19 protein-coding genes are annotated in these 22,334 nt (G+C 65.9%); 11 read left to right on the top strand and 8 right to left on the bottom strand.

Features of this window, described 5'->3' with window-relative positions; all coding sequences use genetic code 11:
• Positions 1 to 150: 150 nt before the first annotated feature.
• The 6 genes from R9J51_RS01940 (at position 151) to R9J51_RS01915 (ending at position 6,216) form a co-directional block, all read left to right on the top strand.
• Positions 151 to 1,512, top strand: coding sequence for an MATE family efflux transporter (locus tag R9J51_RS01940; protein ID WP_432787783.1), 1,362 nt, complete (start codon positions 151 to 153; stop codon positions 1,510 to 1,512).
• 96 nt (positions 1,513 to 1,608) lie between these two features.
• Positions 1,609 to 2,271, top strand: a complete 663-nt coding sequence (locus R9J51_RS01935) for a TetR/AcrR family transcriptional regulator (RefSeq protein WP_179505721.1) — start codon at positions 1,609 to 1,611, stop codon at positions 2,269 to 2,271.
• 171 nt (positions 2,272 to 2,442) lie between these two features.
• Positions 2,443 to 2,742, top strand: coding sequence for a c-type cytochrome (locus R9J51_RS01930; RefSeq protein WP_179505720.1), 300 nt, complete (start codon positions 2,443 to 2,445; stop codon positions 2,740 to 2,742).
• Positions 2,739 to 4,358 (top strand): FAD-binding oxidoreductase, encoded by a 1,620-nt coding sequence (locus tag R9J51_RS01925; RefSeq protein WP_179505719.1) that lies wholly within the window; start codon positions 2,739 to 2,741, stop codon positions 4,356 to 4,358. Before R9J51_RS01930 ends, R9J51_RS01925 begins: the two co-directional genes overlap by 4 nt.
• Before the next feature lie 122 nt (positions 4,359 to 4,480).
• Entirely contained in the window at positions 4,481 to 4,927 is a 447-nt protein-coding gene (locus R9J51_RS01920; RefSeq protein ID WP_169476768.1) for a MarR family winged helix-turn-helix transcriptional regulator, read from the top strand.
• Positions 4,924 to 6,216, top strand: a complete 1,293-nt coding sequence (locus R9J51_RS01915; RefSeq protein WP_168556223.1) for an MFS transporter — start codon at positions 4,924 to 4,926, stop codon at positions 6,214 to 6,216. Before R9J51_RS01920 ends, R9J51_RS01915 begins: the two co-directional genes overlap by 4 nt.
• A 15-nt stretch (positions 6,217 to 6,231) precedes the next feature.
• On the opposite strand, the gene R9J51_RS01910 is transcribed toward R9J51_RS01915, so the two are convergent.
• From R9J51_RS01910 to R9J51_RS01895, 4 genes are all read right to left on the bottom strand, one after another.
• Positions 6,232 to 6,918, bottom strand: a complete 687-nt coding sequence (locus R9J51_RS01910; protein WP_179505718.1) for a hypothetical protein — start codon at positions 6,916 to 6,918, stop codon at positions 6,232 to 6,234.
• A 78-nt stretch (positions 6,919 to 6,996) separates the two neighbouring features.
• Positions 6,997 to 7,683, bottom strand: a complete 687-nt coding sequence (locus R9J51_RS01905; RefSeq protein ID WP_179505717.1) for a DOPA 4,5-dioxygenase family protein — start codon at positions 7,681 to 7,683, stop codon at positions 6,997 to 6,999.
• Between the two features lie 154 nt (positions 7,684 to 7,837).
• Complete coding sequence (locus tag R9J51_RS01900) at positions 7,838 to 8,956, bottom strand: LLM class flavin-dependent oxidoreductase (protein WP_179505716.1); 1,119 nt, start codon at positions 8,954 to 8,956, stop codon at positions 7,838 to 7,840.
• A 33-nt stretch (positions 8,957 to 8,989) separates the two neighbouring features.
• The gene (locus tag R9J51_RS01895; RefSeq protein WP_432787782.1) at positions 8,990 to 9,247 is read right to left on the bottom strand and encodes a hypothetical protein; all 258 of its coding nucleotides are present in this window, start codon (positions 9,245 to 9,247) and stop codon (positions 8,990 to 8,992) included.
• Between the two features lie 332 nt (positions 9,248 to 9,579).
• Here R9J51_RS01895 and R9J51_RS01890 point away from each other — a divergent pair, with 332 nt between their 5' ends.
• The 3 genes from R9J51_RS01890 to R9J51_RS01880 all read left to right on the top strand — a co-directional run bounded on the left by R9J51_RS01890 (position 9,580) and on the right by R9J51_RS01880 (position 14,826).
• On the top strand, positions 9,580 to 10,737 hold the full coding sequence (locus R9J51_RS01890) for a molybdopterin-dependent oxidoreductase (RefSeq protein ID WP_432787975.1): 1,158 nt from the start codon (positions 9,580 to 9,582) through the stop codon (positions 10,735 to 10,737).
• Positions 10,734 to 11,036, top strand: a complete 303-nt coding sequence (locus tag R9J51_RS01885; RefSeq protein ID WP_432787781.1) for a cytochrome C — start codon at positions 10,734 to 10,736, stop codon at positions 11,034 to 11,036. The genes R9J51_RS01890 and R9J51_RS01885 overlap by 4 nt, the downstream gene beginning before the upstream one ends.
• A gap of 388 nt (positions 11,037 to 11,424) precedes the next feature.
• Positions 11,425 to 14,826, top strand: a complete 3,402-nt coding sequence (locus tag R9J51_RS01880) for a S41 family peptidase (protein ID WP_179505714.1) — start codon at positions 11,425 to 11,427, stop codon at positions 14,824 to 14,826.
• Positions 14,827 to 14,889: 63 nt separating this feature from the next.
• Here R9J51_RS01880 and R9J51_RS01875 read toward each other — a convergent pair whose 3' ends face one another.
• Both R9J51_RS01875 and folE read right to left on the bottom strand, forming a co-directional pair.
• A complete protein-coding gene (locus tag R9J51_RS01875) occupies positions 14,890 to 15,864 on the bottom strand; it encodes an FAD-dependent oxidoreductase (protein ID WP_179505713.1) in 975 nt (324 codons plus the stop codon).
• 20 nt (positions 15,865 to 15,884) lie between these two features.
• A complete protein-coding gene (gene folE / locus R9J51_RS01870) occupies positions 15,885 to 16,583 on the bottom strand; it encodes a GTP cyclohydrolase I FolE (RefSeq protein WP_179505712.1) in 699 nt (232 codons plus the stop codon).
• Between the two features lie 153 nt (positions 16,584 to 16,736).
• Here folE and R9J51_RS01865 point away from each other — a divergent pair, with 153 nt between their 5' ends.
• On the top strand, positions 16,737 to 17,342 hold the full coding sequence (locus R9J51_RS01865) for a PAS domain-containing protein (protein ID WP_168556230.1): 606 nt from the start codon (positions 16,737 to 16,739) through the stop codon (positions 17,340 to 17,342).
• Here R9J51_RS01865 and R9J51_RS01860 read toward each other — a convergent pair.
• Complete coding sequence (locus R9J51_RS01860; RefSeq protein ID WP_432787780.1) at positions 17,336 to 19,075, bottom strand: methyl-accepting chemotaxis protein; 1,740 nt, start codon at positions 19,073 to 19,075, stop codon at positions 17,336 to 17,338. The genes R9J51_RS01865 and R9J51_RS01860 overlap by 7 nt on opposite strands.
• A 186-nt stretch (positions 19,076 to 19,261) precedes the next feature.
• On the opposite strand from R9J51_RS01860, the gene R9J51_RS01855 reads away from it, so the two are divergent.
• On the top strand, positions 19,262 to 20,029 hold the full coding sequence (locus R9J51_RS01855; RefSeq protein ID WP_179505711.1) for a peptidylprolyl isomerase: 768 nt from the start codon (positions 19,262 to 19,264) through the stop codon (positions 20,027 to 20,029).
• On the opposite strand, the gene R9J51_RS01850 is transcribed toward R9J51_RS01855, so the two are convergent.
• The gene (locus R9J51_RS01850) at positions 20,030 to 21,811 is read right to left on the bottom strand and encodes a hypothetical protein (protein WP_179505710.1); all 1,782 of its coding nucleotides are present in this window, start codon (positions 21,809 to 21,811) and stop codon (positions 20,030 to 20,032) included.
• Positions 21,812 to 22,334: the final 523 nt, after the last annotated feature.

The following is a 22,334-nucleotide window of genomic DNA, read 5'->3' as shown; positions in this document are numbered from 1 at the left end:
GTCCTGGAAAATGCTGCGGAAGTCTTTGCGCAGTCGTAAAGTTTGAAGGCGGACGCTCGCCGCGCAGGCGGTGGAGATTGCTCAAGAGCTCGCGTCGGTTCATGAGCATGGCCGGCCCGGCGCTGCCAAGGGCGCGGCCGTAAACGCCATATGGGGAACCGACGGCAGCATGATCCGATCGACGCCATGACCACGATTAGCAGGCGCGCCATTTTCGCCCAGGCTTGGCCGATCATTGTTGGACAGGCGCTGGTGCCCTTGGTCGGCATCGTTGATGTGGCGGTGATCGGCCGGCTCAGTGATGCGCGCAACCTCGGCGGCGTCGCGCTCGGGGCGACCATCCTCAACCTCGTGTTCTGGACCTTCGGATTCTTGCGGATGGGGGGCACGGGCATCACCGCGCAGGCGCACGGAGCGCGTGACGAAACGGAAATCCTCGCCACCATCCTGCGCGGGCTCGGCCTCGGCCTCGCGCTGGGCACGGCGGTGCTGGCGCTCTCGCCGGTGATCGTGCCGATGAGCCTGTCAATCATGGCGCCGCCAGGCGGCGTGGGCGCTGCGGCGCGGGCGTTTCTCACCATGCGCCTGTTCGGTGCGCCTGCAGCGCTGGGATTCTACGCCATCAACGGCTGGCTGCTGGGCCTTGGGCGCACGCGCTTGGCGCTGGGTGTGCAGGCGGTGATGAACGGGGTGAACATCGGGCTCGACCTGCTGTTCGTTGGCGGGCTGGGCCTGGGGGCGCGCGGCGTTGGCCTCGGTACGACGCTGGCCGAATGGAGCGCACTGGCCGGTGGCATCGTTGCGATGCGCCTCGTGCTTGGCCCGGCGTGGCGGGGGCAGATGGGCGCCATTGGCCAGGCACGACTGCTCGAGGCAGCGGCAATCCGGCGTCTGGTCGTGGTCAATGCCGACATCATGGTACGAACGCTGGCCATGCTGGGCATCTTCACATGGTTCACGCGGTCGGCCGCCATGTTGGGGCCGGTTCCGCTGGCGGCCAACCACGTGCTCATGCAGTTCGTCAGCATCAGTGCCTTCGTGCTTGACGGATTCGCCTTCACGGCCGAGGCGCGGGTCGGTGCTGCAATCGGCGAGGGCTCCCGGCCGGCCCTGTTGCGCGCGATCCGGTTGACCGGCGAGTTTTCGCTGGCTGGCGGCGTGCTGTTTTCGGTGTTGATCCTGATCTTCGGAAACGATGCGATCGCATTCCTCACCCCCGACGCGGCCATCCGCGCATTGGCCGAGGCGATGTTGCCGTTGTGCGCGGCGATCCCCACGGTCGGCGTGGCCAGCTGGCTGCTTGACGGCATCTTCATCGGCGCCGTCGCGGGCAGCATCTTGCGCAACGCTGCGTTGGTGGCACTGGTGCTTTACCTGCTGACCGATTTTGCGCTGAAACCGCTTGGCGACATGGGCATTTGGCTCGCGCTCCTGGCAAGCTATGCCTATCGCGCGATCGCACTCGGATTGGCAATGCCAGCGTTGCTGAAGCGGGTGGCGAGGGCGGCATAGAAGCCTATTCGCCCAAGGGTGGCGGCACATTTTACGCCTGTCGCCCCGGCGGCGCCGGCGATAGACGCAAAAGGGCATCAGCAACAGGAAGCAAGCGTGGCCGACCCCAAGCATTCGAGCGAACGGCGGATCGAAATCGGGCAGCTGCGCCGGGCAAAGACCCGCGCCCGCATCATCGCGGCCGCCTTCGAACTGTTCGGCAGCCAGGATGGCCTTCAGGTTCGCGTCGAGGAAGTTTCGCAGCGTGCCGGCATTACCCGGGCCACGTTCTATGATCATTTCACCGGCATGGCGGAACTGCGCGAGGCGGTCACTTATGAAGTGACGCACGATTTCCTGACGGCGGTGAATAGCGCGGTTTCCATGCTGGAAGATCCGCGCGAGCGGGCAGCCGCCGCCATTCGCTTCTATCTGCACAAGACGCGCGAGGATCCGCGCTGGGGTTGGTCGATGGTCAATCTCAGCGCCAACGGCATCATTTTCGGGGCGGAAACCTACAAGCAGGCCGAACTGACCGCGATCGATGGAATCAAGGCGGGGCTGCTGCGTCCGGTCAGCAGTGCCATCGCGCGCGATTGCATCCTGGGAACCTCACTGGCGGCGATGGGATCGATGCTGCGCGGCCTCGTGCTGCCTGACTATCCCGAGCAGATCGTTGAAATCATCCTTGTATCTCTTGGGGTTGATCAGGTGCTGGCAGCACAGATCGCCGGCCGCCCCCTGCCGCGCCTTTGCGTGACGCCGAGTCCTGCAGACTGAAACTTGACACAATGAAAGATTGTGCCTAGCCATCACCAATCTTGCGAAGCGTCTGATTTGAGTTGGCGCGGCAGCGATCAGAACAAAATCTGACGATTGGGAGACGGGATGATGCCGAAATGGAGCGGCGAGGGTTCCTGCTTGCGGGCTGCACGCAGGGCAGCCTTGCTCATGGTCAGGACTATGGTGGCGGCCGGCCTGTGCGGAGCGGGCGCCAGTGCCTCGGCGCAGGAAACGCCGCGTCCGCCCGAGCGTATCTATGCCACGACCTGCGGCTATTGCCACGGCGCCCATGTGGCCCCGATTATCCGGGGCCGCAAGCTGCCTGCGTCCTACATCGCGCAAATGGTCCGTTCCGGGCCGCGTGCCATGCCCGCGTTTCGTCCCACCGAAATCACCGACGCGGAATTGCAGGCGCTGTCCGTCTGGGTGAGCCGGGCCAAAGCCGATCCCAAGGAGTTGGCGCAATGAGCAGCCTGTCCCGACGTGACATGATGCGTGTCGGCGTGGCCGGCGCCGCCGCGCTGGCAACGCCGGCGATAGCCTCCCCGCTCGATGGGCCGCGGGTGCTGCCAGTCCATCTCGATCGTGCGGCTTTTGCTTCGGTCGTGGCCGAATTGCGGGCGATCGTGGGGGCGGAATGGGTCTTTGCCGATCCCGAAAGCACGTTGCCCTATGCCAAGAGCTTTACCCCCGATCCGCGTGGCGAGCATATCCCGAGCGGGGCAGTGGCGCCTGCATCGGTCGAGCAGGTCCAGGCGATCCTGAAAGTGGCCAATCGCCACAAGCTGCCGCTGTGGACGGTCAGCACCGGCAAGAACATGGGCTATGGCTGTGCCACGCCGGCCAGCAGCGGCCAGATGATCCTCGATCTCAAGCGGATGAACCGGATCATCGCGATCGATGCAGACCTTGGCACCGCCCTGGTCGAACCGGGCGTGACCTACCAGGACCTGCACGATTACCTGGTGGCGCACGACCTGCCGTTCTGGATCGACGTGCCGACGGTTGGGCCGATCGTTTCGCCGCTCGGCAATACGCTGGAGCGCGGGGTCGGCTATACCCCCTATGGCGATCACTTCTTCATGCAGTGCGGGATGGAAGTCGTGCTGGCGGATGGCACGCTGGTGCGCACCGGGATGGGTTCGGTCAAGAACTCCACCACCTGGCAGGCGTTCAAGTGGGGCTATGGGCCTTATGTCGATGGCATTTTCACCCAGTCGAACTTTGGCGTGGTGACGAAGCTGGGCTTCTGGCTGATGCCCAAGCCGCCGGCGTTCAAGCCGTTCATGGTGCGCCACGATGCAATGGGCGATGTGGCCCGGATCGTGGATGCCATGCGCCCGTTCCGCATGAACAATCTCATCCCCAATGTCGTGCTGATGATGGGCGCGGCCTATCAACTGGCGATGTTCCACCGGCGCGAGGAAATCTGGGACAAACCCGGCCCGGTGCCCGATGCGGTGATCCATGACTTCGCCCGCCGCCAAGGCCTGGGCATGTGGAATACCTACTTTGCCCTCTACGGCACCGAAGAGATCATCGCTGCGGTCGAACCGATCGTGCGCCACGCGTTCGAGAGTTCGGGTGGCGAAGTGCTGACCGAGCAGGAGATGGGTGGCAACAAGTGGTTCAACCACCACAAGAACCTGATGAGCGGCCAGCTCTCGCTGGAGGAAAAGGGCATCATGCGCTGGCGCGGCGGCGGGATGACCTGCTTTGCCCCGGTGGCCCCGGCCAAGGGAGAGGAAACCAGCGCGCAGACCGAACTGGCCAAGCAGATTCTGGGCAAATACGATCTCGACTATTCCGTGGCCTATGCAATCGGCGGGCGCGAACTGCACCACCTGATCTTCATTCTCTATGACAAATCGGTGCCCGAGGAAGAGCGCAAGGCCGATGCCTGCATCCGCGAGATGGTGACGACGTTCGGCGAGCGCGGTTGGGCGGCCTATCGCACCGGCGTGGCGACGATGGACTTGGTGGCCAGCCAGTATGGCGAGGCGAACCGCGCGCTCAATGCCCGGCTCAAGCAGGCGCTCGATCCCAACCACATTCTCTCGCCCGGCAAGCAGGGCATCGCATGACAGGCCAAGCCCGATAGGCGTGCGCGCCGGCCGGCCACCACGTTCTATTATCTGATGCGCCGCGCCGCACGCCGTGGCGTGCGGCGTTGACAGGTCCTGATGGCCGGCGGCATATGATGCATATGCATCAAGATTCGATCCCCATCGATGGCCTTGCCTGCGCGTGCAATGCGCTGCGCAAGGCGTCGCGCGCGGTCACCCGCTTCTATGACGAGGTGATGGAAGACACCGCGCTTTCCCTCGCGCAATTTGCCGTCCTGCGAAACATCGCCCGACACGAGCCCGTCCCGCTGATGGACCTCGCGCATATCCTGGTGATGGATCGCACGACGCTTTATCGCACGCTCAAACCGTTGGAGCGGGAAGGGTGGGTTGCCATCGACGAGGGCAAGGGGCGTGCCAAGCAGGCCAGGCTGACAGCGTCGGGCCATGAGGCGATCGCTGCTGCCAAGGATGCCTGGGACCAGGCACAGCAGCGGCTGATCGGCCAGTTCGGCCTGCAGCGCTGGGCCGATGTCGAGGCCGCCCTGCAGGATCTCGTGGCGATCTCGCAAGGAGGCCGGGCATGAGCCGTCTGCTCCACAAGACCGGGCTGGTGCCTGCCCGCGCGCATATCATCCTCGTCGTTGCGGCCACGTTCCTTGCGTTGCTCGTGTCTGCAGGGTTGCGCGCCACTCCGGGCGTGCTGATGGTGCCGCTCCAGGCCCACTTCGGCTGGGATCGGGCCACCATTTCCCTGTCGGCGGCGATCGGCATTTTCCTCTATGGCCTGGTCGGTCCGTTCGCTGCAGCGCTGATGGTGTCGTTCGGCATTCGCCGAACCATGCTGGCTGGCCTCGTGCTCATGGCGGCATCCACTTTCGCGAGCCTGTGGATGCGGGAGCCCTGGCACTATCTGCTAACTTGGGGCGTGCTGTCGGGCATCGGCAGCGGTGCGGTCGCCTCGGTGCTGGGCGCCGCAGTGGTCAATCGCTGGTTCGCCACGCGGCAGGGGCTGGTCATGGGGCTGCTGAGCGCCAGCACCGCGACCGGCGCCTTGATCTTCCTGCCCCTGCTGGCCTGGCTATCGCGCGAGGGAGCCTGGCGGCCGGTGGTCTTGGCCGTGAGCCTGGCCTGCCTCGCCTTGGTGCCGATCGTGGCGCTGGTCTTGCCCGAGCATCCCGGCGATATCGGCACGCGCCGCTTTGGCGAAGGCCCCGACAGTGCGCCGGCACCTGCACCCAGGCAGGCGCGCACGGCCGGCCTGGCGATCAGCGTGTTGTTGCGTGCCGGCCGACGGCCGATGTTCTGGCTGCTGTTCGGCACATTCTTCGTCTGCGGCTTGACCACCAATGGACTGGTCGGCACGCACATGATCGCCTTTTGCGGTGACCACGGCATCGCGCCGGTGGCGGCGGCCGGCCTGCTTTCGACCATGGGCCTCTTCGACTTGTTCGGAACCACCGCTTCGGGTTGGCTGACCGATCGCTACAATCCGCGCGTGTTGCTGATCGTCTATTATGGCCTGCGCGGCCTTTCGCTTCTGGCGCTGCCCTTCCTCAGCTTCGATGCCACCAGCCTGGGCGTCTTCGCAGTGTTCTATGGCCTGGACTGGATCGCCACGGTGCCGCCCACCGTAAAGCTCGCCAACCAGGCCTTCGGCGAACAGGAAGCGCCGATCGTGTTCGGCTGGATCCAGACCGGCCATCAACTCGGCGCGGCCTGCGCGGCCTTTGCTGCCGGTGTCATCCGCGAACAGAGCGGCAGCTATGCGCCTGCCTTCGTGGCCGCCGGGATCATGGGCGTGGCAGCGGCGGTGGTTCTGCTGGTCACTTTGCAACGCCGCCAGGCAGCACCGGGATCGCCGTTGGCCGCGTGATCCGGGCTGCTGCGGCTATGGCCGCTTTCTCTCCTGCAGCGCCTCGCCCAGGCTTTGGGCCGTGTCGCGGACTGTGGCATCCGACTGGCGCGCCGCTTCCAGGAAGTCCACTTGCGATGCGGGTGTATAATTGCATCCCACAAACAGGCTGTCGCTTGGCCCGGCGTCCGGCAGTTCGCCACCGAAAGCCTTGGCAAGCATGGCGGCCGTGGCATTGCCGGTCGGTTCGAACGCGCCCAGCATCGGGCCGCTGTCCGGATCGATGAACCGATAATACTGCTCGGTGCCCTTGATCGGCGCCCGCGCCATTTTCTGGGCAGCGATGAACGCTTCGGCCTTCTTGCGCGGCCAGAGCGTGACCACCCAGTTCTGGAGGAAATAGACGCGGTCGACCGGCTCCTCCAACAACAGGACCGGCCGCGACAGCGTATAGCCGTAGAGGCCCAGCATACCTTGCGTCTGTTTGTCGTCGTCCTTGATCTCGTGCATCCAGGCCGGCGAGGTATCACCGAGAAACAGCGCGCCGGCAAAGGCTTCGAGCGCCTCGCGCGATCGGCACGACAGCGCCTCGCCCAGCGCCTGGGGCGTCAGGGCAGGATCCTGGTCTTCCTGTTGCCCAGCGCTCTGCGGGCCCGCATGCGCGCTTGCCGTGGCAAGAAACGCAGAAGCCAAAGTCGCGGCGGAAAAGAGAAAGTTTTTCATCGGGATACCTGAAACCAGCGACACGGATCGTCAACCGATAAAGCCGATCGTGCCGGCCGGTTCCAGCGTGCCGCGCGATCAGACCTCGAGGATGACCGAAGGCCGCGTGTTGGGATAGACCGGCAGATCGTTGCGCTTGCCCGGCGTCAATGACGTTTCCATGCCATAGGCATTGACCGGCTGCGACCGGTTGACCCACAGCGCATAGTCGAGATGATCGGCGCGCGGGTTGTCGGTGTTCGGATGGATCAGGATCCTCAGGCCCAGGCTGTTGAGCTGAAGCCATGGAATGATCACCGGCAACTGTTCCACGGTAAAACCGAAATAGAACGACGGGGTGACATGCGGCCCGCGAGGTTCCTTGTTCCAGTTGCCCAGTTCCACGGCAAAGCGCTCTGCCGCCCATTTCCGCAGCAAGGCGGCCTTGTGATAGGTATCCTCGTCGAAATAGACATGCGCGTGATAGCTTTTGATCGCGGTGTAGGGCCGGGGCGTTGCGGGCAACTGCGCCTCTCCCGGCCGGGTCGATCCGGGGCGACCGGTAGGCTCGGCAAAGGTCTCATACCCCCACTCGCTGTCGCCTGTCGTCGTGGTCGGTTGCAGCTTGCCTGCGGTGATTGCCTGGCCACCGGGCGAAGCAGCCTGCGCCTGCTGTGGCAGGGTGCCGGCGGCCGCAGCGCCAAGCCCGGCAATTCCGGCGCCCAGCACCGCGCGGCGCGTTGGGGCCAACTGGTCGGCCCATTCCTGATCAATCTGTTCGCTCATGCGATCTGCCCTGCGGTGTGGTTGAATGTCCAGGTTTTCACGGCGGCATGCGGTGCTTGGACCGGATCGCGGCATGCCTCATGGACGACCTGCCGTGCCAGGCACTCGGGCGTGCTGGCCGGCGCGATCGGCAGTTATCGACCAATCGCCGCCATCATTCTGCGGCGACGCGGGCCATGTCCCGCTCCGCCACCGCGGCGCGGACCAGTGGCAGCAGATCGCGGCCATATTCGATGGCATCTTCCAGCGGGTCGAACCCGCGGATGAGGAAAGTGTCGATGCCCAGATCGTAATAGTCGAGCAGGCTTTCCGCGACTTGTTCGGCAGTACCAACTAGCGCGGTGGAATTCCCGCTGCCTCCGGTCAGCGCGGCAATTTCGGTCCACAGCCGCTTGTCGCGCACACGGCCGCCGGCGGCGGCGTCCAGCAGGCGCTGGGACCCGACATTGGGCACTGTGCCATCGTCATTGCGGAACAGTTGCACCGGATATGCGCCTTGGGCCTTGGCGCGCTGCGCCTTGGCTGCGGCCAGGATGCGATCGGCCCGCGCCCAGGCTTCGTCTTCCGTGCGGGCGAGCACGGGGCGCAGCGACAGGCTGAAGCCGATCTGGTCTGACCGCCCGTGCCGCGCGGCTGCCGCGCGGACGCGGGCGATGGTTTGCGCGGTCTGCTCCAGCGTTTCGCCCCACAGTGCAAGAACGTCGGCATGTTTGCCCGCCACGGCGATGGCCTCGTCCGACGAGCCGCCGAAATAGACCGGCAGATGCGGTTGCTGCACCGGCTTTACTGCAGCAAAGCTTTGGCGGACCTGGTAAAACGGACCGTCGTGATCGAATGCCTCGGTCGCGGTCCAAGTGCGCTTCACCACGTCCAGATAATCGTCGGTGCGGGCATAGCGTTCAGCCTTGCCCAGGAAATCGCCGTCGCGCTGCTGCTCGGCATCAGAGCCGCCGGTGATGATATGCACCGCCAGCCGCCCATCGATGAACTGGTCCAGCGTGGCCAGTTGGCGTGCGGCCAATGTCGGTGCAACAAAGCCCGGGCGATGGGCGAGCAGGAACTGGAGCCGCTCGGTTTGCTGCGCGGCATAGGCTGCGATCTGGAACCCGTCCGGGGCGCTGCTGAAATAGCCGATCAGGACGCGGTCGAAACCGGCCAATTCGTGCGCCCGCGCGATCGCGCCCAGATAGACTTTGTCGACGACCGGGCCATGTGGCGCGCGGCTTTCCGATCCGCCGCTGGTGCCGATGGCGCCGATGAACTGCACGGGCATGTTTTCGCTCCAGGTTTGCGTTTGGTGCCGCGATCAGGCGGGTTCGGGCAGCGTGGGCCCGTGCGTTGCGCGCAGGGTGGGATAGTCGGTGCAGCCGTGGGCGCCGCCGCTATACCAAGTGGCTTCATCCTGCGGATTGAGCACCCCGCTGGCGCGCTGGGCATAGTATTCAACCCACAGGCTACCCGGTTCGCGGGTGTCCGCATCGTTGCGGACACGGCCGAGCGGCGCCATGACGATACGTTTGGGCGCGGTCAGCCAGCCAAGCCGACCCGGTTCGAATAGACCCATGGAAACCACTCCTTGCCATGGGGGCCAAGGCTATGGCTGCCGGCGTGGCGGGACAAACGAGTTCGGCACGTGGGTGCTTCAGCGTTCATGATACGTCATGCAGCTGGCCGACCAAGCGCAGCGGCGATCGTCCAGTTTTGCTGCATGGTATATTGGACATTGCCATGCCGATTTCCATCGCATGGCAACCGCGCTAGTCTCTTGCGGCATAGTCGGGGGAAGAGCAGGCGATGGTGCGATCCGAAGCAGATGGCGAAGAGGCGGGCGGTGCCATTCCACTCGCGCGCCGGGCGGTGACGACTGGCCTGCTGGCAACCGCTGCCGGCGCCGCCATGGCTGTGGATGGGCACGCGGCCGTGCCCCACGGCACTGCTCACCTACCGTTTGGCAATGGTGAACGGCCGCTCGCCCGCTTTCCGCAAAAACGCCCGCTGATCCTGCAGACCAGCCGCCCGCCACAACTGGAAACGCCGTTCGCGGTGTTCGACGAAGGGTTGCTGACGCCCAACGATGCGTTCTTCGTGCGCTATCACCTGAGCGACCTGTCCACCGATCTCGATGCGCGCAGCCATCGCGTGGACGTGGGCGGCCTGGTCGATCGCGCGCTGTCGCTGTCGCTGGCAGATCTGCAGCGCGATTTTCCGGCGGTCGAACTGGTGGCGGTGAACCAGTGCTCGGGCAACGGGCGGGGTCTTGTTGCCCCGCGCGTGGCGGGTGGGCAGCTTGGCAACGGGGCCATGGGCAATGCCCGCTGGCATGGTGTGCCGCTGCGCGCCGTGCTCGAACGCGCGGGCGTGAAGGCTGGCGCGCGGCAGGTGGTGTTCGACGGGCTGGACCAGCCGGCCGCCGCCTCCGTGCCCGACTTTGTCAAGGCACTCGATCTCGATCATGTGCTGCAGGGCGAAGTGCTGCTCGCCTGGGGCATGAACGGCCAGGCGCTGCCCTTTCTCAATGGCTATCCGCTGCGGCTGGTCGTGCCGGGCTATTACGGCACCTATTGGATCAAGCACCTGTCCCGCATCACGGTGACCGACAGCGTGTTCGACGGCTATTGGATGAGCAAGGCCTATCGCATTCCCGACACCGCGTGCGGCTGCGTGGCGCCTGGCGCCAAGCCTGATCGCACCCGCCCGATCGGCAGGCTCAACGTTCGCTCGTTCGTGACCAGCCACGCCGATGGCGCGGTGGTGCGCGCCAACGCGCCGGTGCGACTGCGCGGGATCGCGTTCGACGGGGGCAGCGGCATTGCCAGCGTGGCGATCACCCGCGATGGCGGCAGCACGTGGCAACCTGCGCAGCTTGGTGAAGATCTTGGGCGCTATTCGTTTCGCGGCTGGCAGGCAGAAGTGGCCTTGCCGCCCGGCGTTCATGCCATCGGCGCGCGTGCCACCAGCCAAAACGGCGAGGTCCAGCCGCTGGAGCCGCAATGGAACCCCGCAGGCTATCGCCGCAACGTGGTCGAAACCGTGCATATCGAGGCACGGGCATGATGCGGCGGCTGGGCATCACAGCCCTGGCCGTGGCGACGCTGGTCACGCTCTGCGCGGCCACCTATCGCCTGCCGCCAGAACCCACGGTGCGGCTGGGCACCGGCAGCGAGGCCGAGCTGGTCGAGGCGCATTGCGCCGCGTGCCATTCGCTCGATTATATCGTCAACCAGCCGCCGCGCATGGGCGCCGCATTCTGGACTGCCGAAGTCGCCAAGATGCGCACCGTCTATGGCGCGGCTATCGATGACGAGACGGCAAAGCGGATCGCGACCTATCTGGCAGAACGCAAGGGCGCGTAAGGCCGGTGCGTCGGAACACCGGCAGGACCGCGCCTTATGCTCTGGTGCCGCGCTCGACAGGCTGGGTTTAGGTATGGTGCCAGCGAGGCGGATTTCATGTTCTTTGCCAGTCCGGTTCCCGCCACGGGCTTGCGGGCTAGACTGGCCGAGGCCGGCAACCAGGTTGCGCGGGCCTTGCCGCCGCTCGATGACTGGGTGCGCCCCACCGTGGGGACGCCCGTTGAAATAACGCGTACGATTGTGGCGCTACAGCGGGCGCCCAAGATTTAGGCGCGGCGCCTAGGCCTTGTCGCATCCTTTGCCATGCGCTGCCCCGGTTTTCGGCAATTGTGGCCCGCTGTTGCCTGCGCTAGCGTGCGCGCCGGCCATTTCGGCCCCCGGGGGGAACATGCGACGCAACCTCATTGTGCTGGCCTCGGCCTTGCTGGCAACCACCACTTTCGCCCTGCCGGCGGCGCGGGCCGCCACCGATCCCCTGTTGCTACAACAACCCACGCTTTCGGCCACGCAGATCGCATTCGTCTATGGCGGTGAAATCTGGGTTGTGCCGCGCAGCGGCGGGCGCGCGGTGCGATTGGTGAGCGGCCAGGGCGCCCTGTCGGGCCCGGTGTTTTCGCCCGACGGCAGCCAGATCGCGTTTACCGGCCGCTATGACGGCAATACCGATGTCTATGTCGTGCCCGCGCTTGGCGGGGAACCGCGCCGCCTGACCTGGCATCCCGGTGCCGACGTGGCACTGGGCTGGTCGGCCGATGGCAGCCGCGTGCTGTTCCGCTCCCCACGCGTGGCGGTGCGCGATGCGCACCAGATGTTCCTGGTGCCCGCCAGCGGCGGCGCGCCCACGCCCGTGCCGCTGCCCAGCGGCGAGGAAGGCGCCTTTTCCCCCGATGGCAGCCGCATCGCCTATTCCCCGATCGAGCGGTGGCAGCCCGCGTGGAAGCAATATCGTGGTGGGCAGACCGCTCGCATCTGGATTGCCCGCCTTTCCGATTCCGCGGTCACGCCGATCCCGCGCCCCAACAGCAATGACACGCACCCGCTATGGATCGGCGACAAGGTCTATTTCCTGTCCGATCGCGATGGCCCGGTCACGCTCTACAGCTATGATCCGGCCAATGGCGCGGTAACGCGGCTGGTGGACAACGCCCAGGGTTTCGACATGGCGGCGATCGGCGCGGGGCCTGGGGGAGTGGTGATCGACCATTTCGGCAGGCTTGAGATCTATGACATTGCCAGTGGCAAGGTCAGCCCGGTGCCGGTGACGATCGATGCTGATCTGCCGCAGCGGCGGGCCCATTTCGTGGAGATCAAGCCGGATGGCGTCACGCATGCGCGGCTGAGCGGCACGGGCAAGCGCGTAATCCTCGAGGCGCGCGGCGACGTGCTTTCGGCGCCGGCCGAAAAGGGTGACGTGCGCAACATCACCCACTCGCCCGGCGTTGCCGACCGCGATCCGGCGCCATCGCCCGATGGCAGCAAGATCGCCTGGTTTTCCGATGAATCGGGCGAATATGCGCTGCATGTCGGCGCGGCAGACGGCCTGGGCCCAGTGCGCAAGATCGCCTTGGGAACGCCGCCGTCGTTCTTCTACAACCCGCGCTGGTCGCCCGACAGCAAGAAGATCGTGTTCGAGGACAAGCGCCTCAACCTGTGGTTGATCGACCTTGCCAGTGGCGCGGCGCCGGCAAAGATCGACACCAATCTGTATGACGCGCCCGGTTCAAATTTCGACGCGGCCTGGTCGGCCGACAGCCAGTGGATCGTCTACACCCGGCAGTTGCCCAGCCACTTGCACGCCGCCTGGGTGCATTCGCTGGCCACGGGCAAGAACACCCAGGTCACCGACGGGCTGAGCGACGTGATCTCCCCCCGGTTCGATCGCAACGGCAAGTACCTCTATTTCGCGGCCACCACCGCCACCGGGCCGGCGACGGGCTGGCTCGATATGTCGAGCATGGGGCGCGCTATCGACGGGGCAGCCTATGTCATGGTCTTGCGCAAGGACACCGCCTCGCCGATCGCGCCCGAAAGCGACGAGGAAAGCGCGGCCGATACGATGCCCGGCCGCGACAAACCGGCCAAGCGCAAGGCCCGCGCCAAGGACGACGGTGCCAATTCTGCCGCCGAAAAGCCCGATGAAAAGGCGGACAGCAAGAACGATAAGGACGAGAAGACCGAAAAGGATGCCCCGCCACCGCCGGTGCGCATCGATTTCGACGGGCTGGACCAGCGCATCCTCGCCCTGCCGATCCCGCGCGCCAATATCGTGCAACTGGAAACCGGCAAGGAGGGCGTGGTCTACACCCTGACCATTCCGCCCGCCGCGACCGATGCCGATTACCTGGAAGGCGACGAGGCCGGCCCGCCGCGCACGCTGTTCCGGTTCGAGTTGAAGGAACGCAAGAACAAGGAACTGGCGCAAGGCGTGCTGCCCGACAGCTTCTCGGTTTCCGCCGACGGCACCAAGATCCTGTTGCTACGTAGCGGCACCTGGCTGGTCGCCGACGCCGACAAGGAAGTGAAGGACGGCGACAGCGCCAAGCCGGTCAAGTTCGAAGACGTGCGCGTGTGGGTCGATCCCCAGGCGGAATGGAAGCAGATCTACCACGAGGTCTGGCGCATCGAGCGTGACTTCCTCTACGATCCCAACCACCATGGCCTGGACTTGGCGCGGGCCGAAGCGCTCTATGCCCGCTTCCTGCCGGGCCTGGCCGCGCGGCAGGATCTCAATGTGCTGCTGGAAGAGATGACCGGCCATATCTCGATCGGCCACACGTTCATCAACGGCGGCGACGTGCCCGAGCAGCAGACGGCCAAGGGCGGGTTGCTCGGCGCCGATTATGAAGCGGTGGACGGGCGCTGGCGCATTGCCCGCGTGCTGCTGGGCGAGAACTGGAATCCCAAGCTGGTTGCCCCGCTCAGCCAGCCTGGCGTCAATGTCCATGCCGGCGAGTTCATCCTGGCGGTAAACGGCCAGAGTGTGACCACCGATACTGAAATCGACCGCGCGCTCGATGGCACGGCGGGCAAGCAGACGGTCTTGACCGTGGCCACAACGGCCAGCGGGGCTGGCGCGCGCAAGGTCACCGTGGTCCCGATCGCCAGCGAGGGGCAGTTGCGCCTGCGCAGCTGGATGGAGGGCAACCGCCGCACGGTCGACCGCCTCTCGGGCGGCAAGCTTGCCTATGTCTATGTGCCCGATACGGCGGCGGGCGGCTTTGCCAATTTCAACCGCTATTATTTTGCGCAAGTGGGCAAGCAGGGCGCGGTGATCGACGAGCGCTTCAACCATGGCGGGCAGATCGCAGACTATATCGTCGATCAGTTGAAGCGCACGCCGCAGATGATCAACGTGACCAGGGAAGGGGCCGACCAGATTGAGCCGGCGGCGGCCATCTTTGGCCCCAAGGTGATGATCATCAATGAAATGTCGGGGTCTGGCGGGGATGCGCTACCCTGGTTGTTCCACAAGGAAAAGGTGGGCCCGCTGGTGGGCAAGCGCACCTGGGGCGGCCTGGTCGGCATCGGCAATTACCCGCCGCTGATCGATGGTGGCAGTGTCACGGCGCCGCGCTGGGCGATCTATGGCACTAGTGGGCAGTGGGAAGTGGAAGGGATCGGCATCCCGCCCGATATCGAGGTGGAACAGGACCCCGCGCTGATCCGCCAGGGCCATGATCCGCAACTGGAGCGGGCTGTCGCCGAGGCGCTTACCTTGCTCCAGGCCAATCCGCCGCAGCAGTTCCCCAAGCCGCCACCGATTGTGAAGCACCCCGTGCTGCCGCAATAACCAGCGCAAGAACCGGGCCGGGGTTGTCGTCCCGGCCCGGTTCTGCCTAGTTTTGCGCTGTTTTCAGGCGACGACGGGCGCCAGGATGCGGTCGGCCAGTGCCGTGCCCGAAAGCCATGCGCCTTCGATCGTCGGTTCGGTCAACCAATCGCCGCAAGCGCCCAGGCGCAGCGTATGGTCCCACAACGCGGTGTTGCCGGTGCCGGCGGGGCGGGCAAAGCGCCAGCGGTGCGCGCGCGCCACCAGCGGCTCGGGCAGGGCCATCCCGGCCAGCGCGGCGAATTCCTCGACCATCAGCCCGATCACGGCGTCGGGCTCCATTTCCAGGTGGCGACGCGACCAATCCGGCCCGGCGTGAACCACCCAGCATTCGGGATCACCCAGCGCGGGGCCGCCGCGCCCCGGTTTGGCCGAATTGCGTGCAGCCCAAGCCAGCGCGCCATTGCCCTTTGCGTCCTTGGCCTGCCACACCGACCAGTCCAGCGGCAGCGGATCGGCCCAGGCCAACATCGCGGTCCAGCAGGCCTGCGAGGCAGTGCCTGCCGCCGCGCGCGCCATCGGAAAGGCATGCAGCGAAAGCAGTGGCGCCGCCTGTTCGGCCGGCGTTGCCACGATCACGGCATCAAATGGCCCGCGCCGCTCACCGTCCAGCACCAGCCACCACTGCCGGCCATCGTGGACCAGGCCCTTGACCAGGCACCCAAAAGTCACGTCGTGCTGCTGTGCCAGATCGGCCACCAGGGCATTCATGCCCGGCACGCCGACATGGGCATCGGGCCCCGCTGCCGGCCAGGGGGCGGCGACGCCGCGTGCCGCCCAGTCGGCCAGTTGCCGGGCAAAGCCAGGGGTGGTGGCCGCACAGAACTGCGCGCCATGGTCGAACCGGGCCTGGCCCAGCGGCGTTTCGACCCGCCGCGTGGACATGCGCCCGCCCGGTCCGCGCCCCTTGTCAAAAGCGCTGACCGCGTGGCCGGCCCCCACCAGCCTGGCCGCGCAGGTCAACCCGGCAAGCCCGGCCCCGATGATCCCGAAATGCACCGCTTCCCCTCCCTGCCGCGTCAGCTGCGGCCCATCAGGGACATGACTTCGCGGCGCGAGCTGGCATCGTTGAGGAAGCAGCCGAGCATGCGGCTGGTGACCATGCCCACGCCCGGCGTGCATACGCCGCGTGCCGTCATGCAGCCGTGCTGCGCTTCGATCACCACGGCCACGCCCTGGGGCTGAAGATGGTCCCAGATGCACTGCGCCACTTGCGCGGTCAGGCGCTCTTGCACCTGCAGGCGGCGGGCATAGCCGTGCAGCACGCGGGCCAGCTTGGAAATGCCCACCACGCGGTTGTGCGGCAGATAGGCGATCGAGGCCTTGCCGGTGATCGGCGCCATGTGGTGCTCGCAGTGCGATTGGAACGGAATGTCGCGCAGCAACACGATTTCATCATAGCCGCCCACTTCCTCGAACGTGCGGGTCAGGTGCACGCTGGGATCTTCGCGATAGCCCTGGCAATATTCCAGCCAGGCCCGGCCCACGCGGGCAGGCGTGTCGATCAGCCCCTCGCGGCTGGGATCCTCGCCGGCAAAGCGCAGCAGCGTGCGGATTGCTTCCTGCACCTGCTCGGGCACCGGGGGCTTGGCCGCAGGTGCATGGTGGCGCACGGCGTTGTCATGCGCGACGTCACGCGCGACATGATCATGGGCGGCGTGGTCGCAACCATCGTGAGTGCCTTGGTCGGCAGCGAAATCGAGGGTGATAAGGTTCATGGCGGAAGTCTCCGGCCCGGGGAGGCTGCACGCAGAAGATGCGCATCAGGGCAAGACCGGGCATGTACTTGGGACTTGCAGTTGGCGGCGCGCAGCTACAACATGGCCGAAAGGACACTGGAGCGAAGCGCGCACCGTGCCACATGAGGAAACATGCTGATATCCGAGATGATAACGGCAAGCCCGGTCGCTGCGGTCATCAGCAACCCCCGCTTGCCCGACAACCCGATCGTGGAATGCAATGCCGCGTTCGAAGCGCTGACCGGCTATGAGCGGGACGAGATCATCGGCCGCAACTGCCGATTCCTGCGCGGGCCCGGTACCGAAGCGGACCTGACCGAGGAACTGCGCGCGGGCATCCGCGAAGGGCGCCCGGTGCTGGTGGAGATCATCAACTACAAGAAAGATGGCACCCCATTCCGCAACGCGGTGATGGTCGCCCCCATCTTCGATGCGCAAGGCGAGCTTGAATATTTCCTTGGTTCCCAAGTGGATGTTAGCAAGGCGGCGGATCTGGAAGCAGGGCACAACGTGGCCACTGCGCGATCGCAGGCGGCGCGCGATGCGGTGGCGCTGCTTTCGCCCCGGCAGCGCGAAATCCTGGTGCACATGGCCGCAGGCAAGCTCAACAAACAGATCGCCTATGAGCTGGGCCTGTCGGAACGCACGGTAAAGATGCACCGCTCCTCGGTGATCCGCACCCTGGGCGTGCGCACCAGCGCCGACGCCATCCGCATGGCGGTGGAAGCAGGCTACTGATCGCGCGCAAACAGGGGGGTGCCTTTAAGGGCAAACCCTTGCGCCGGCGCCGCGCGCCGGGCTTCTGGAGCCAGGCCCAGGGCGGGCCTGGCCGGCCCTGCAACCGGCGTCCAGGCAAAATCGCCGGATTCGGCAGCCGGCGCCACGCGCGGTGCCTGCACCGGAGAGGCATTGCCGCCGTGCAGCCGGAACCGAGCCAATTGCTCCATCAGGCTGTCGGCTTCGCTCGGTAGAACGCGGGCGCCGGCGGTATCGTGAGCCGCCATGGCCGGTTTGCGCCGTGGGCCCGCATCCATGCCCGATACCATGCGTGAAATGGCGCCGATGCCGTCGGCCTGGCGCTGGGCCGCGTCGGCAATCTCTTCGACCAGGCCCGACACCGCGTTCACTTCGCCCACGATCTGGCGCAGCGCGTCGCCGCTGCTTTCCACCAGCGCCACCCCATCGGTGATCTGTTGAGAACTGGCATTGATCAAGCTCTTGATGTCCTTGGCCGCGTTCGCGCTGCGCTGCGCCAGGCCGCGCACCTCGCCAGCCACCACGGCAAAGCCCTTGCCGGCCTCCCCGGCACGGGCGGCTTCTACCCCGGCGTTCAGTGCCAGCAGGTTGGTCTGGAATGCGATGCCGTCGATCACGGCAATGATCTCGGCCATCTGGCGCGAGCTGCTCTCGATCGAGCGCATCGCCGCCACGGCATCGTGGGCGATGGTTTCCACCTTGCCGGCAGTGTCGCGCGCCACGCGCAGCCGGCCGCTGGTCTGGCGGGCATTTTCGGCGGTGATCCTGACGGTGCCGGTGAATTCGGTGAGCGTCCGCGCGGTGTCTGCCAGGGCATTTCGCTGCTGGTCGGACTGCAGGGACAGATCGGACGAGGCGGCCGCAACGTCGTCGATGCCCTGCTGGATCGTGCGGCATCCTGCCACGATGCGGCCCACCACATCGCCGGCGTCGCCTGGTGCTGGATTGCCGTCACTGGCGAGTTTTTCCACCGCGCGGGCGCCGTTTTCGGCCTCGCCATGCGCCTGATCCGCCTGCGCGCGCTGTCTGTCGCGGGCGATCTGGCCGGGGGTGGGGCGGTCCGCTGCTGGGCGGATGCGCCGGGCCGGGCTTGCCCTGGCGGCGATCAGCACCGTCAACAGGATTGCCGACGCGGCCAGTGCCGCCACCGCCGTGCCCACCATCCAGCTTTGGGCAGTGGTATGGATGGCCGCACCCTGTTCGGAAATCGTTGCCATGCCTTTGGCCTGGCCATCGCTGAGGCGCTGCATCAGGTCTTCAAGCATGGCGTAGTGTTCGCGCGATGGCCCGCCCAAGGCAGCCCGCGCCGCGGCGGGATCGCTTTCGGACGCGGCGATCAGGCGATCGGTGTCTGCCGTCATGTCGCGCCACCCGGCCTCGAACGTGGCAAGCAGTGCCTGCTGCTCGGGCGCGGTGGTGGCCGCGCGATAATCAGCCAGGGTCTTGTCCACCGCCGCTTGCATATCGCGCGCCCGCTTGGCCGTGCTTGGGTCCGGCGTGTCGACCAGTTCGGCCTGCAGGACGCGGTATTGCGCAAGCTGGCTGTGCAACTCGCCCAGCGATTGCGTGGCCGGCAGCCAGCGTTGGCGCAGTTCGGTGGTGACACCGTTGACAGCGCCGATGCGATCGACCCCCACCACGGTGACGGCCGCGATCGTTATCAGCATCACGGCAAAGGCAGAGATCAACTTGGCGGAAATACGCAAACGAAGCATGGCGGCAGCCTCCGGCGATGGGGCGGATATGCCGGGAAACCTAGGCTGCGCACGTTCAGGCATTGGTAACCATACCCCCGTGGTTGATTGCTAGGCCGGCGTTAACCATGATCCATGGTGTGCAGCCTGACCGTGGGATGCGCCTTTGGGATGTCCGGCCGTGTCAACTTCGGGCAGGATTGCCCGATGATCACGCGATTCGCTTTCCATATCCCTCGCCTGGCCTTGGCCCTGGCCGCTTCCCACCTGATGTTCGCCGCCGCCGGTGCGGCCCCTGTGCGCAAGCCCGCGTTGCGTGCCGCACCTGCCAAGGCGCCGGTCGAAGCGGCGCCGGCTCCGGTGCCCGATGTCGCGACCGTTGCGCTGGTGACCGACCAGGGCACCATCGTGGTGGAACTGGACGGGAAGCATGCGCCGGTCAGCGTGGGCAATTTCCTGCACTACGTGGACAGCAAGCGCTATGATGGGATGATGTTCTACCGCGCCATGCACCTTGAATGGGGGCAGCAGCCCAACGGGCTCTTGCAGGGCGGCATCCGCGACGGCGCCAAGCTGTTCAAGCCGGTGGCGCACGAACCCACCAGCCAGACCGGCATTCTGCACAAGGCCGGCACGCTTTCCCTGGCGCGGCTGGCACCGGGCACGGCGACGTCGGATTTTTCGATCCTGTTGTCGGATATTCCCAGTCTTGATGCCGATCCGGCCAGTGCCGATCCCGCCAAAGCCGTTACTGATACCCAATTGGGCTATGCCGCGTTCGGGCACGTGGTTTCGGGCATGGATGTGGTGCGCAAGATCTGGGACATGCCGATTTCCCCCACGCTGGGCGAAGGGGCCATGCGCGGGCAGATGCTGGCCCAGCCGGTGAAAGTGATCACCGCGCGCCGGGTGCCCAACCAGGCACCGCAACCCGCTACCGTTCCCGCGTCTGCCCCCGTCCCAGCCACGCCTTGATCAGTTGGGGCAGGGTACCGCCGTGCTCTGGCCCCGGCGGAACAGCACCACGCGATAGAAGAACGCGTCGCCGCCAAAGGTCTGGTTCGGCCCGGCCACCAGGTCGAGCTTGTCACCTGCGGCGAGGTCCACCGCCACCGGGCCGGGTTGGAGCGCGGTGGTGACCGTGCCTTGCCACAAGACCTTGCCATTGCGCAGCACGGACAGGTCCACCCCGTCGCCGTTGGCCGCCTTGGCAAAGCAGCCGCGCACATCCACCGCCTGGGCCGCCGGTGCCGTATAGCGCCACACCGCGCGCAGCGGTGCGCTGGCATCGCCCGCAGGCGCTGCGCTTGTCGCGTTGATGCGCAAGGGCTTGCTGAACTTGTTGCCGAAATAGCCGGTCCAGGTATCGTCCTGCCAATCGAGCGCGGTATCGGCGCCGGTCTTGCCCCGCACGAAATAGCGCCAGGCCGGCGTGCCCCAGCCAAGCAGCGTATCGGCCACCACGGCCGAAGATCCGATGGTATAGCCCTTGCCCACCAGCACGATCGGCTGGTCCCCGATCAAGGGCGCGGCGAGCGCGGCGCCGGTGGGGCCATAGGCACGCGTGCCATTGCCCAGTACCAGCCCGCGCGGGCTTCCCCACACCACCGTGGTATCGCTGCCAAAGCGATAGGCAAACAGCAGCGGATCGCCCAGGTCGAGCCGCACCGGGCGCCCCTTGGGCAGCACGCTTGCTTGCAGGAAGCGGAACGCGCGACCCTGGTCCTTGATCGCGGTGCCGGCAAAAAGCCCCATGGTGGGAAAGCCGGTCTGGTCGATCAGCGCATACCAGCTGGCCTGGCCCACGCCGTTTGCCGCCAGCAGCGTGGCCTGCTTGACCAGTTCGCCGGCCGCCAGCACCTGGTCTGCTGTGGCGAGTCCGAATTCCGTGGCCCAGACCGGCACGCGCCGGCCCGAGGCATCCATGGCCGCCCAGAGCTGCGCCATTTCCACGTCCAACCCTTCGCCCCGGTTGCGATAGGGGTGCACGGCCAGGCCGTCGACCTGTGAGAGCAGCCCGGCGGCAAAGAGCGGGCGCAGGAAGCCGGTGCCGATCATGTTGGTCGATCCGCCCAGCAGCGCGGGATTGCCGCCCAGCCGCGCGCGCGCGGTGGCGGCAATGCGCACATAGGCCGCCACACTGTCGATCCCGCTGGCGAAGACCATCGCCCGGCTGCCGTTGATCTCATTGCCCAGCTCGATCGCAGCAAGGCACGATCCGAACTTGTCCTTCAGAGCGCCAAGATAGGCGGCATAGGCCGTGCGCCCCTGTTCGGACGAAACCCACAAGCCATTGTCGTAAAGCGGGTTGACCGGAATTTCCGTCAGGATCAGCCGCCGCCCCGCCTGGCACGCAGCCATCAGGTTCTGCGCCGCTGCGCTGCCCAGCGCATATTGCCCCTTGGTCACCTCGCCCGCCGTCCAGGGCAGTGAATCGCGCAAGAGCGGCGCTTGCGCCTGCGCGGCCAGATCGCCCACTCCAGTGGCCCAACCCTGGCTGAAATGCGTCTGCGCGCCCAATAACAGCGGGCTGCCGCCGGTCGAGGCGGCGGTGGCGGCTGCCGAAGCGGCCACCACCGCCGTGGTTGCGGTGCCCGTGCTGGCGGCAAGCGTGACCGCCGCAACCGGCTGGCTGGATTGGGACGCTGGTGCTTTCCCCGCAGTGAGGATGACCGTTGTCGCCAGTGCCGGCGCGGCCACGATGGCAGCCGTGACCAGCAGTGACTGGCGAAAACGGGTGTTCTTAAAAAGCGCCATGTGCGGCCGTCCTGCAAGTTGCCAGCAAAGGGCGGCAGGGATTCGCCGCCCGGTCTGCACAATCTTGCCGTTTTCCTTTAACATGCCCGCTCCAGACGCGGTTGACGCCGTGGCAGTCTTCGTTGCTGTAACCGTATTGACCAGTAAGGGAAAATACGTGGGATATGGTGGGATCGCACTGAAACGGTGCCATCTAATCGGCCCGTTCTCGATTTCTGTTGAGAGTCCAACTTGCTTTCCCACGATGCTGAACGGGCGGCGGTGTCCAGGGGCAGTCTCGCGCGCAAGACAGGCGGTGGCAGACCGTGCCGGTTCTGCGGGGGGGCATGACGGCGGAATGCAGTTTGGAACCTTGCGGCGCGAGTCTGCTTGCCAAGAAAATAAGCTTAAAGGTGATGTTGCACTGAAATCTAGAATTTATCCTGTCTATTTTAATATTGTAAAATTAAATTCGGCATAATTAGAATAGATCATAAATATAAGCCAATTGAAAATCGAAATGTACTTGAAATTCGATTTTTAA

Origin of the sequence: Novosphingobium rhizosphaerae (genome assembly GCF_050920675.1) — a bacterium.
Taxonomy (GTDB): Bacteria; Pseudomonadota; Alphaproteobacteria; order Sphingomonadales; family Sphingomonadaceae; genus Novosphingobium; species Novosphingobium rhizosphaerae.
Note: the sequence above shows the minus strand (reverse complement) of the source record. Positions and strands in the feature narration are given on the sequence as shown.

Coding starts and splice junctions, on each gene's coding strand:
- R9J51_RS01940 (WP_432787783.1), top strand. CDS start 151: ATGGGGAACCGACGGCAGCATGATCCGATCGACGCCATGACCACGATT.
- R9J51_RS01930 (WP_179505720.1), top strand. CDS start 2,443: ATGGTCAGGACTATGGTGGCGGCCGGCCTGTGCGGAGCGGGCGCCAGT.
- R9J51_RS01925 (WP_179505719.1), top strand. CDS start 2,739: ATGAGCAGCCTGTCCCGACGTGACATGATGCGTGTCGGCGTGGCCGGC.
- R9J51_RS01920 (WP_169476768.1), top strand. CDS start 4,481: ATGCATCAAGATTCGATCCCCATCGATGGCCTTGCCTGCGCGTGCAAT.
- R9J51_RS01915 (WP_168556223.1), top strand. CDS start 4,924: ATGAGCCGTCTGCTCCACAAGACCGGGCTGGTGCCTGCCCGCGCGCAT.
- R9J51_RS01910 (WP_179505718.1), bottom strand. CDS start 6,918: ATGAAAAACTTTCTCTTTTCCGCCGCGACTTTGGCTTCTGCGTTTCTT.
- R9J51_RS01905 (WP_179505717.1), bottom strand. CDS start 7,683: ATGAGCGAACAGATTGATCAGGAATGGGCCGACCAGTTGGCCCCAACG.
- R9J51_RS01900 (WP_179505716.1), bottom strand. CDS start 8,956: ATGCCCGTGCAGTTCATCGGCGCCATCGGCACCAGCGGCGGATCGGAA.
- R9J51_RS01895 (WP_432787782.1), bottom strand. CDS start 9,247: ATGGGTCTATTCGAACCGGGTCGGCTTGGCTGGCTGACCGCGCCCAAA.
- R9J51_RS01890 (WP_432787975.1), top strand. CDS start 9,580: ATGGCTGTGGATGGGCACGCGGCCGTGCCCCACGGCACTGCTCACCTA.
- R9J51_RS01885 (WP_432787781.1), top strand. CDS start 10,734: ATGATGCGGCGGCTGGGCATCACAGCCCTGGCCGTGGCGACGCTGGTC.
- R9J51_RS01880 (WP_179505714.1), top strand. CDS start 11,425: ATGCGACGCAACCTCATTGTGCTGGCCTCGGCCTTGCTGGCAACCACC.
- folE (WP_179505712.1), bottom strand. CDS start 16,583: ATGAACCTTATCACCCTCGATTTCGCTGCCGACCAAGGCACTCACGAT.
- R9J51_RS01865 (WP_168556230.1), top strand. CDS start 16,737: ATGCTGATATCCGAGATGATAACGGCAAGCCCGGTCGCTGCGGTCATC.
- R9J51_RS01860 (WP_432787780.1), bottom strand. CDS start 19,075: ATGCTTCGTTTGCGTATTTCCGCCAAGTTGATCTCTGCCTTTGCCGTG.
- R9J51_RS01855 (WP_179505711.1), top strand. CDS start 19,262: ATGATCACGCGATTCGCTTTCCATATCCCTCGCCTGGCCTTGGCCCTG.
- R9J51_RS01850 (WP_179505710.1), bottom strand. CDS start 21,811: ATGGCGCTTTTTAAGAACACCCGTTTTCGCCAGTCACTGCTGGTCACG.